Source organism: Amaricoccus solimangrovi, from assembly GCF_006385685.1.
In the GTDB taxonomy this organism is placed as follows: Bacteria; Pseudomonadota; Alphaproteobacteria; order Rhodobacterales; family Rhodobacteraceae; genus Amaricoccus; species Amaricoccus solimangrovi.
Map to the genome: position 1 here is coordinate 1 of NZ_VFRP01000059.1, position 9,516 is coordinate 9,516.

The 9,516-nt window shown below is 65.7% G+C and carries 14 protein-coding genes; 2 read left to right on the top strand and 12 right to left on the bottom strand.

The genetic code is table 11. From position 1 onward, the window contains the following. Positions 1-730: 730 nt before the first annotated feature. The 5 genes from FJM51_RS24255 to FJM51_RS24035 are packed head-to-tail and all read right to left on the bottom strand — an operon-like array spanning position 731 to position 3,103. Positions 731-1,039: an aldo/keto reductase gene (locus FJM51_RS24255; RefSeq protein WP_210240400.1), complete on the bottom strand. Its 309-nt coding sequence runs from the start codon at positions 1,037-1,039 to the stop codon at positions 731-733. Positions 1,040-1,053: 14 nt separating this feature from the next. Continuing rightward, the gene (locus tag FJM51_RS24260) at positions 1,054-1,257 is read right to left on the bottom strand and encodes an aldo/keto reductase (RefSeq protein ID WP_210240401.1); all 204 of its coding nucleotides are present in this window, start codon (positions 1,255-1,257) and stop codon (positions 1,054-1,056) included. Positions 1,258-1,268: 11 nt separating this feature from the next. Next, positions 1,269-2,060 carry an SDR family NAD(P)-dependent oxidoreductase gene (locus FJM51_RS22690; RefSeq protein WP_210240402.1) on the bottom strand — a complete coding sequence of 264 codons (792 nt, stop codon included), beginning with the start codon at positions 2,058-2,060 and terminating at the stop codon, positions 1,269-1,271. Next, positions 2,045-2,887 carry an SDR family NAD(P)-dependent oxidoreductase gene (locus FJM51_RS22695; RefSeq protein WP_233713240.1) on the bottom strand — a complete coding sequence of 281 codons (843 nt, stop codon included), beginning with the start codon at positions 2,885-2,887 and terminating at the stop codon, positions 2,045-2,047. Before FJM51_RS22695 ends, FJM51_RS22690 begins: the two co-directional genes overlap by 16 nt. Positions 2,888-2,890: 3 nt before the next feature. Beyond that, positions 2,891-3,103, bottom strand: coding sequence for a hypothetical protein (locus FJM51_RS24035; protein WP_181164726.1), 213 nt, complete (start codon positions 3,101-3,103; stop codon positions 2,891-2,893). Positions 3,104-3,307: 204 nt separating this feature from the next. Between FJM51_RS24035 and FJM51_RS22705 the strand changes: the two genes are divergently transcribed. Further along, a complete protein-coding gene (locus FJM51_RS22705; RefSeq protein ID WP_140456382.1) occupies positions 3,308-4,207 on the top strand; it encodes a LysR family transcriptional regulator in 900 nt (299 codons plus the stop codon). A 15-nt stretch (positions 4,208-4,222) separates the two neighbouring features. Here the strand turns inward: FJM51_RS22705 and FJM51_RS24040 are convergent, their stop codons facing one another. The 5 genes from FJM51_RS24040 to FJM51_RS22725 all read right to left on the bottom strand — a co-directional run bounded on the left by FJM51_RS24040 (position 4,223) and on the right by FJM51_RS22725 (position 7,089). After that, complete coding sequence (locus tag FJM51_RS24040; protein WP_181164727.1) at positions 4,223-4,375, bottom strand: hypothetical protein; 153 nt, start codon at positions 4,373-4,375, stop codon at positions 4,223-4,225. Beyond that, positions 4,368-4,535: a hypothetical protein gene (locus FJM51_RS24265; protein ID WP_210240403.1), complete on the bottom strand. Its 168-nt coding sequence runs from the start codon at positions 4,533-4,535 to the stop codon at positions 4,368-4,370. The genes FJM51_RS24040 and FJM51_RS24265 overlap by 8 nt, the downstream gene beginning before the upstream one ends. A gap of 40 nt (positions 4,536-4,575) precedes the next feature. Next, entirely contained in the window at positions 4,576-4,740 is a 165-nt protein-coding gene (locus tag FJM51_RS25435; protein WP_210240404.1) for an aldehyde dehydrogenase family protein, read from the bottom strand. 112 nt (positions 4,741-4,852) lie between these two features. Beyond that, the gene (locus tag FJM51_RS22720; RefSeq protein ID WP_140456383.1) at positions 4,853-6,139 is read right to left on the bottom strand and encodes a D-tagatose-bisphosphate aldolase, class II, non-catalytic subunit; all 1,287 of its coding nucleotides are present in this window, start codon (positions 6,137-6,139) and stop codon (positions 4,853-4,855) included. Next, a complete protein-coding gene (locus FJM51_RS22725; protein ID WP_140456384.1) occupies positions 6,136-7,089 on the bottom strand; it encodes a tagatose kinase in 954 nt (317 codons plus the stop codon). Before FJM51_RS22725 ends, FJM51_RS22720 begins: the two co-directional genes overlap by 4 nt. A gap of 247 nt (positions 7,090-7,336) precedes the next feature. Between FJM51_RS22725 and FJM51_RS22730 the strand changes: the two genes are divergently transcribed. Further along, positions 7,337-8,380, top strand: a complete 1,044-nt coding sequence (locus FJM51_RS22730; protein ID WP_233713242.1) for a LacI family DNA-binding transcriptional regulator — start codon at positions 7,337-7,339, stop codon at positions 8,378-8,380. 5 nt (positions 8,381-8,385) lie between these two features. On the opposite strand, the gene FJM51_RS22735 is transcribed toward FJM51_RS22730, so the two are convergent. Together FJM51_RS22735 and FJM51_RS22740 are read right to left on the bottom strand one after the other, a co-directional pair. Then, positions 8,386-9,159: an L-iditol 2-dehydrogenase gene (locus tag FJM51_RS22735; RefSeq protein ID WP_140456386.1), complete on the bottom strand. Its 774-nt coding sequence runs from the start codon at positions 9,157-9,159 to the stop codon at positions 8,386-8,388. Positions 9,160-9,212: 53 nt separating this feature from the next. Next, positions 9,213-9,516: TOBE domain-containing protein (locus tag FJM51_RS22740; RefSeq protein WP_140456387.1), on the bottom strand; the 304-nt coding region annotated here is incomplete at its 5' end.

The following is a 9,516-nucleotide window of genomic DNA, read 5'->3' on the forward strand; positions in this document are numbered from 1 at the left end:
GCCGCGCAACTCGGCCTTGAAACCGAAGCCGCCACGGTCAAACTGGCGGCGTAACCGGCGCAAAGCGCTGTCTCGAATCCGTGCCCCGGTACACGCACGGCTGTTCCTTAATAGGATTCAATCCGGAATTGATTGAATTATAATAAACACTTATTCAATGGATCGCCGTTCACGGGCTTGGCTTTCAGGGGAGGGACCTTGAGAGGCGTCAACAGGTGGGAACGTGGCTCCGTGGCGATATTTGCAGCTTATGCAATAGACTTTCCGCTTCTAGAGACCTTCGGCGCTCCCTGAGGCGGGTACCCTCTCATCGCCGTTGCGAACGAATGTCATTAATCTAGCCGCCCATCACACAGGGCGCGGCCATGACCACGCCCGACATCGCAATTTTCTGGTGTAGCGCGGCGATCAGGATGAGACGCCCGTATTCCTGATTGTCGCGTAGGCGGCGGGCCTGCCTCGCCTGCGCTTTGCTTCGAGGGCCGACCGCCGCCTGTAGCTCTCGACATTCATCTCGAAGATGATCGCGTGGTGAACGAGCCTGTCGACGGCGGCGAGCGTCTCACCCTGTTTGCCGCGCGGCACGCAGCCCATTGCGAGCCGTGCTCCTCCTGATGGTCCATGACCATCCGGACGGCGCGGGCGCGCACCTCGGGGCTATAGGGTGGGATTCTCTTCGTCATGGCTCCAGTCTCTCAAGAGTTGGAGTCTCCGGGCAACCCGGCGCGGTTCACTCTTCGCAGGCCCGCAGGATCGGTGCCTGGCTGAGGTAGGGATGGTATTCCACTTGGTTGGTCACCAGGGGCACGGCCGAGAGCCCCGCCGCTTCGTGCATCTCGGCGACGTTATAGTTGCTGATGCCGATGTGCCAGGTCATGCCTTGGGTCACGGTCTGGTTCAGCTCTTCGATCTGGACTTCGCGCGGCGTGTCGTTGCCATGCGGCCAGTGCAGCAGTAGCAGATCGACATGGTCGACCCCCAGCTTCCTGAGGCTTTCCTCGACCGAGGGCAGGAAGTCGGCCGCGGCGAACTCCGTCACCCAGACCTTGGTGGTCAGGAAGACCTCATCCCGACGCCGGATGCGTGGATCACGGCTCCGACGGCAGCCTCTTTGCCGTATACCTGCGCGGTATCGACGTGACGGAACCCCACCTTCCGAGCCTCTGGCAGCACGTCTGCGACCTCGGCCTCGCTCATCCGGAAGGTGCCGAAGCCCGGGGCGGGAATCGAGGCGCCGTTTGCGGTCACGTTATGCATTGCATTCTCCTTCATTTGGTGTGCGACGGCCGCGCCTGCTCGGCATGATGGCGCGCCTTCTCCTCTTCGGGCTGATACCTGCGCTCCTCGCCGATCTTCTGCGTCGCCTCGTCCCCACCGATGACGCTACTCAGGCCGCTCCGCATCGCCTCGACTCCCTGGCGGGCGACCAGCATCGGATCGTTCTTCCAACTATTGTCGCCGAAGCGGGTGGCATCCATGCCGGCGCGGTGGTGGAATTCGGTCGCTGTTGCGCCGGGATGCAGAAGCGTCACGCTCACCCCGGTCCCGCGCAGCTCTTCGCGCAGCCCGTGCCCGAAGGAGGACATGAAGGCTTTCGACGGACCATAGACGCTCTCGTAGGGTGTGGGGCCGAAGGCCGAGATCGAGCTGACCATCAGGATCCTGCCGCGGGTCTCGATCAGATCGGGCACCAGCGCATGACACAGCCGCACCGTCGAGCCGATGTTCAGATCGATGAGGTTCAGGTGCCGCTCCAGCGCGATGTCGAGAAAGGCGCCGCCGATCGCGATGCCCGCGTTCAGCACCATGACATCCAGCCGGCCCGCCGCGCGCACGGCCTCGATGACCTGCTGCACGCCCTCCGGCTGTGACAGGTCCGACTGCACTGCAACCACGTCGCCCCCGAGGCCACGCAGCTCTTCGGCCGCCGCATGCACCCTCGGGCTGAGCCCTGTGAGGATCAGGTCATGGCTATCCGCCCCAAGCAGCCTGGCGATTTCCAGCCCGATCCCGGCAGAGCCGCCAGTGACAAGTGCGCGGGGTCTCACGATTTCATCCACTGTGCGAAGTCCTCCTTGTAGTCGGGGTGCCAGCGCGACAGCGCCGGGCGGTTGCGGATCATGTCCTCGGCGGCCCAGCGGATGCGCTTGGCATCCATTGCCGGTGTCACCTCGTTATCCAGGCAGAGGATGTAGAAATCGCCGTTCAGCAGTCGCGCCATGAAGTAATCGACCATCTGCTCGGCCGACCACGGTGCCTCGGGCTTGCGGTCCCCCGGCTTGGCATCGGGGAAGTTCATCGGAGTGTAGGTGTAGCCCGGCACCAGCAGATGTGCGGAAACTCGGCCCTGGGTGGCGTTGCGCAGCTCATGTTCCAGCTGCTCGGTCAGCACCTTGATCCCGGCTTTCGCCACCGAATAGGCGGCCTGCCCCGGCGGGGTGGTGATGCCCTCCTTGGAGCCTAAGTTCACAATGGCCCCGGGCTGCTCGCCAGCGATCATGTCGGGCACGAAGAGGTGCTGCAGGCGCAGCGTCGAGATGAAGTTGACGTCCAGTACCTCGCGCCACTCCTCGGGCGAGGCCCAGGGGCCCGGACGGCGCATGAGGCCGGCATTGTTGATCAGCAGCCGCGGCGTGCCGAAGCGCTCGGCGACCGCCGCATGCAGCCGCTCGCAATCCGCACGCTGCGCCACGTCCCCGGTCACTGTCAGCACGTCGGTGCCGAGGCGCCCCGCCAGTGCGGCGAGCGCCGTCTCGTCGCGGTCGAAAAGCGCCAGTCTCAGCCCGCGCGCCGCGAGGTCGGTGGCCACGGCCGCGCCGATGCCCTTGGCTGCGCCGGTGATGACGGCGACGGAGCCCTTGGCGACGATCCGTTGCATTCTGGTCATGGATCAGTCCCTTGCTTGCAGTTTGAGAACGATGATGAAGATGCCGAGACCGGCCAGCGCCAGAGCGGCGCCGACATAACCGATCGCGGCCCAGCCGAGCCCGGCCGAGATCGCCAGCATCCAGGGCACCTGCGCCTCGGTGAGGCCGGTGACGAGATGGCCCGCCGTGGGCATGTCGACCTCGTAGGTGTAGGCGATCGACGGCAACGGCCCCATGGCCGCGAACTCCGCGGTGCCGAGGAAGAGCCCGCCAAGCGCGAGGACGATCTGGGCAGCGATGTGTTCATTCGGGCCTCCTGTCTCGCTTCCGGACGAAGACGTAGAGATCAGGCTGCGGCGGGGTAAGGCCATCAGAGATGCACGCGGTGATGAATGAAATTCATCTCAGATCGTGCTAGCGTGATCAGCAAGGGAGCTGCCATGAAACTCAACCGCACCGATCTTGGCGATCTCAACTTCTTTCGCCTCGTCGCCGAGACGGGCGGGTTTAGAAAAGCCGCGGCCGAGCTCGATTTGTCTCCCTCGGCACTCAGCCACGCCATGCGGGGGCTCGAACAGCGCCAGGGCGTACGGTTGTTCAACCGTACCAACCGCAGCGTGACGCTGACCCAAGCCGGACGCGAGCTGCTCGCGGACGTGCGGGCCGGGCTCGACGCGATCGAGGCCGGGCTCGAGCGGCTCAACCGCTACCGCGACCGGCCTGCGGGAAACCTCCGGATCAACGTGCCCTCCGACGCCGCGAGGCTGGTGCTGGCCCCCGTGGTCGCCGACTATATGCGCGGCTATCCCGAGGTCCGCGTCGAGGTCGAGATCAACGACCATGTCATCGACATCGTGCAGGAAGGCTTCGATGCCGGCATCCGCTACGGCGGGACCGTGCCGGAGGACATGATTGCACTGCCGCTCGGTCCGGAACTGCGCTGGCTTACGGTTGCCTCGCCGGATTACCTGCGAGACGCGCCGCCGCTCGAGCATCCCGACGATCTGAAAGCCCATCGCTGCGTCGGCCTGCGCATGGGCACGGGGCGCATCTACAACTGGGAACTCGAGCGCGGGAGCGAAGAGGTCGTCCTGTCCCTCGACTGGGCCGTCATCGTCAACGAGACTGTCCTGTCACTGGAGATCGCCGAAAACGGCGGAGCGATCTGCTACACGCTTGAGGACCGGGTTCGACCGCAACTTGCCGACGGGCGACTGGTGCATGTTCTGCCCGACTGGTGGTCCATGGGGCCCGCCTTCCATCTCTACTACCCGAGCCGACGCCAGCTGCCGGAGGCATTGCGTGCCTTGCTCAGATCCATGCAGCGTGGATCTCGGTAAGGTGGCATCGACGAATCATTGGTCTACTTTTTCAGCCTTGAAGGCTCCGGAGAGCTTGGACGTCATGGCCGTCCAGTGAGTTGACTGACTGATTTCGCAATTCGCCACCCGCGCGAAGGCCTCGAGTTGGTCGTCGATGTCGCTCAATCGGCGCAGCCGCTCATCCATGTCGGACAATCCTGGCTGCCGTTTCATCCATCGGCGCGCCAATGACCAGCGTGTCGGCGGCCTGAAGCTCGGCGACGAGTTCGTCCGAAAGAGGCCGGAGCGCCCTCTGTTCCGTGGTGGCCGGGTCCGGCACCAGATCGGGCGCGGTCAGATGCGGCACCGGGGCCTCGGCCCAAGTCGCGGACGTTGGTCGACGGGATTCACCACGATCCGCCCCGCGTCGAGTCCGGCCGCGACGCGGTGAACGCGGCCGATGTCGCGCGACCAGATGTCAGCCGCGAGCCCGTGGTGAATTCCGAGGGTTTGGCGACGGCGGTGTTGCCGGTCGCGAGCGTCGGAGCGATGGCGCGGGCCGCCTGATGCAGCGACGCGTTACGAAGGGGAGATCAGGCACCGGGGGTGAAGTCGCGGTTCATCTTGAAGGGGATGCCTTCAGACCCTGCCGTGGTGGGCGTTGCTTGCGAACCGCCCATTCGTTCAACCTCCTGAACGGCATGCATTTCCGTAGATTGAGAGAACGCGCTGGACCGCCGCGATCAGCAAGGCGGAGGGGCGGGGATCGATCTCGCCCGAGGCTACGCCCGGGTAGAGCGCCGCGAGGTGCTGGCTGATCAGCGTCTCCGGGATCGTCCGACCGGCGAGGCGCTCCTCGAGCCGGCCGACCGCCGCCGCCGCCGCCGGGTCTGGCCAGTAATAGCGGATCCGGTCGGAATAGCTGAAGTGGCGCTGCAGGCGCAGTTCGCCCTCGGTGCCGTGGTAGTATTTCCGCCAGTTGTCCGGCTTCTCGACCATAAGCCGCTCCATCGCGGGCTGGAGCTCCACGGCGCCGGGTCGTCCCTCGAGATCCGCGGCGATCAGGTCGAGGCTGTAGAGCGCCTCGCGAAGCGCGAAGGTCAGGCCCGGACCGACCTTCAGGATCGCGAACCCGTCGCGGACGAGGGCCGCCAGCGCCTCGGGCGGCTGGTAATCGGTCGAATGCGCCTCGAAGACGAAGCTCGGCATATCGGTCAGAACGCCGCTGAGCGCGCGGGCCTGTTCCGGCACGTAGGTGATGACGTCCTCGTTGCCGAATTCCACGCCGGGCTGGACGACAAGTCCGATGGCCCTGTCGAAGGCTGCTTCGAGGTTCCGGGCGGCGAAGGCGCGGCGGTGGATCTCCACCGTCTCCAGCGCCGCTTCGGGACTGGTCACCTGAAGATGGTCGAGCGCCTCGAGCGCTCCGCCCGGAACCGGCACCTCGGTGCCGATCACATAGACGGGCGGGGCGAAGGCGTCCGGATCGACCGCGCCCTCGGCGATGGCGGCGAGGTCGGCCGCGCGCTCGGCGGTGACGGCATCGGGAAGGGCGACGCTCTCGCCCGCGCAGCCCATGCTGGTGTCGAGGTGGATCTTCGTGAAGCCGGCCGCGACGTAGGCCGCGACCATCGCGCGCGCGCGCCCGATCGCCTCGTCCGGGGCCAGGTGCTTCCAGGGATTGGGCCCGAGGTGATCGCCGCCGAGGATGAGGTCCGTTCGCGCGAAACCCACCTTGTCGGCGATGCCTTCGACGAAGGACCGGAAGTCGGCCGGCGTCATGCCGGTATATCCGCCTTCCTGGTTCACCTGGTTGCAGGTTGCCTCGATGAGAACCGGAGAACCGTCCGACTTTCCCTGCCGAAGCGCCGCCTCGATCACAAGGGGATGCGCCGAGCAGACGGAGGTGATCCCGATCCTCTCGCCGTTGGCGTGGTGCTTGGGGAGATCGGCGAGGACACGGGTGGTCATAGGGATTCCTCCGAGTGGTGGAGCGCGAGAAAGGCCTCGATCTCCGCGAGCGTGGACGTGCCTTCCATCGGCCCCCGGCGGGTGACCGCGAGGGCGCCGGCGGCGGTTGCGAGGGTCAGGCTTTCGCGGGGCGGAGAGCCGCGGAGCCAGAAGGTCACGAAGGTCGCACCGAACGTGTCGCCGGCGCCGGTTGGATCGACCTCGGTGACCGGATAGGCCGGAACCGACCATGAGCCGGAAGCCTCGTGGCACAGCGCGCCCTTGGCGCCGTTCTTGACGACGATCGTTCGGATACCGCGTGCGAGCAGGTCCTTGATGGCGCGGTCCGCGTCCGCGTGCTCCGAGAACAGAAACAGCTCTTCGCCGCTTGGCAGAAAGAGATCCGTCCGGGACAGGACCCGATCGAGGGCCTCGCGCATGCCTGGGGCCGCGAGGATTTCCTTGCGCAGGTTAGGGTCGAGCGACACGCTTCCGCCCCGGGCGCGGATGCTCTCCAGCGCGGCGAAGACCATCTCCGCCAGCGCGGGGGAGGACAGGGCCGAGCCCATGATGTGCAGGTGATCGGCGCTCTCGATAAGCTCCGATCCGGCCCGGGTCGGGGCGATGGCGCCGCTTGCGCTGTGTGCGATGTTGAAGACAAAATCGCGTGTCCCGTCGGCGCGGTACCGGACGAATGCGCTTCCCGTGGGCCGGTCGGGGTCCGTTGCGATCGCGGAGACATCCGCGCCGTCCCGTCGCAAGCGTTCGATGTTGAGGCGCCCGAAGTCGTCGTCGCCCACCCGGGCGATGATGCCGCAGGGCTGGCCGAGCTTGGCAACCTGATCGATGAAGATGGCGGGCGCGCCGGAGGGGAAAGGGCCGATCAGCGAGATCGGTTCCAGAAACCCGTCGCCGATCTCCGTGGCCATGATCTCGACTAGGATCTCCCCGATGGTGATGATCTTTCGCATGTGGGCTCCCTGAATGGCGGAACGGCGGCGGGAGGCTGTGCTCCGGCCAAGTTTCGTGGACGCCTTGAGGGTGTGTCTAACACATTTCTTTCTTAATGCAAACCTAAAAATTTACGCGCGAAAAATTATTTCTCGATCATAATGACAGACCTGACCAAAATCTGGGATCAAGAAACATCACGCGGATGCAGGTAATATCTTTACGCATGGCATGAAACTCGGCAGGATCGCCTGGAAGAAGCCACGAATGGAATCGCGCATGGCGGCGACCAAGATCCGGACCATGGAGGAGTTTTCCGCCGCGAGCGGCATATCCAGACCGACGGTCTCGCGCTACTTCAACGATCCCACCAGCGTGCGCGTCTCGACGCGGGAGAAGATCGAACGGGCGCTGGCGCGGTTCGATTACCATCCGAACATGTTCGCGCGGAACCTCAACCGGAAGAATCCCCGCAACATCGGGATCATCGTGCCGCAGCTCGTGGACCCGTTCTTCGCCGAGGTCGTCAGGCGGATCGAGCTTCGCTGCGCTCAGGCTGGCTACTGGGCCATCGTTCTCAGCTCGCATGGCGAGCGCACGCTCGAGGTCAACGCGCTCGATACCTTGCGTTCGCTGAAGATCTCGGGCGCGATCGTCGCCCCGCTCGGCGAAGGCTCCGATGCGCGTCGTATCGAGGCGCTCGGCAGGGAGGTCCCGGTCGTCTTTCTCGACAGCCGCGTCGGCGAGGGGGCCCCGTTCGTCGGAACTGATAATGCTCAAAGCATCTCCCTGATCGTCGATTACCTTTGCCGCTCCGGCGAACCGCCCTGCTACCTCGACATGCCCAGGGTCAACCAGAACACCGAGGAGCGGCGAAGCGCCTATGTCGCGGCCATGGATCGGCTCGGCCTCGAGCCGCGCATCGTCGAACTCGGCGAGCATCAGGGATGGAGCTTCGAGGAGATCGGGCATGGGCTGGCTGGTCGGATCCTGCGCGCGGGCGGATTCCCGACGAAAACCGTGCTCTGCGCCAATGATCGGCTCGCCATCGGAGTACTGGCGGCGGCCTATGCCGAGGGCGTGAAGGTCGGCATCGGACCTGGCTGTGAGTTGCGCGTGGCCGGTCATGACGATCATCCCCTGTCCCGCTTCACATGCCCGGCGCTGACGACCGTGGCGCAGGATTACGATGGGCTGGCCTCGCACAGTCTCGAAATGCTCTTTGACCGGATCGAGGGACAGCGTTCCGACGGGGGTGGCCCCGAGCAGACGCTGCTCGAGGCCCGGCTGATCATGCGCGCATCGGCCTAGGAGGGTCAGCTCATCCACTGCCCGCCATCGACGTTGTAAGTCTGGGCGAGGATGTAATCGGCCTCTTGCGAGGCCAGGAACACGGCCATCCCCGTGAGATCCTCGGGCGTCGCGAACCGACCGGCCGGGACGCCCGCCGCGACCTCGGCCTTCTTCTGGCCCGGCTTCTTGCCCTCAAGCTTCGCGAACATCGCGTCGACGTGCTCCCAGTGCTCGCCATCGACCACGCCCGGAGCGATCGCATTCACGTTGATGCCGTGCCGGATCAGGTTGAGCCCCGCCGACTGCGTGAGCGAGATCACCGCCGCCTTGGTCGCGCAGTAGACCGCGACGAGGGACTCGCCGCGTCTGCCTGCCTGGGAAGCCATGTTGATGATCTTGCCACCACGCCCCTGCGCGATCATCTGGCGCGCCGCCGCCTGCATCGTGAAGAGCGTCCCCGCGACATTGACCGAGAAGAGCTTGTCGTAGCTCTGGCGCGTGATGTCGGCGATGTTGTCCGCGTCGAAGAGCGCGGCGTTGTTGATCAGGATGTCGAGCCCGCCCGCGCGCTCGACGACGGCCGCGATGGCCGCGTCGATCGAGCCCTGGTCGGTCACGTCGAGCCTGACCGCGTAGGCGCCGGGACCGATCTCGGCCGCCGTCGCCTCGGCGCGGTCGATGGCGATGTCGCCGACCGCGACCGTCGCCCCTTCCGCGACATAGGCCTTCGCGAAGGCGGCGCCGATGCCGCGGGCGGCGCCGGTGACAAGCGCGGATTTTCCTTCCAGACGTTTCATCGCATTGGTTCCTGTTTGAAGGATCAGGTTTCGGAGTCATTTCCCCGCGGGGATCAGGAGGCGATCGCCAGTCCGTCCGCATCAAAGCGGTAGATGCGGTCCGGATGCGGCGTCAGCCAGACGGTGTCGCCGTGGCGGATCGGCACCTCGCCGGAGGCCCGCACGTTCAAGGTGCCCTGGCCCTCGGTCTCGACATGAACGAAGGTGTCCGAGCCGAGATGCTCGGCGACGCCGACCGTGCCCTTCCAGGCGCCTTCGACGGGCGTGGTGGAGACCGAGATGTGCTCGGGCCGGACGCCGATCGTCTGGGCGTCGTAGCGCGCCGCGGTCGGCCCCTCGACGAAGTTCATCGTCGGG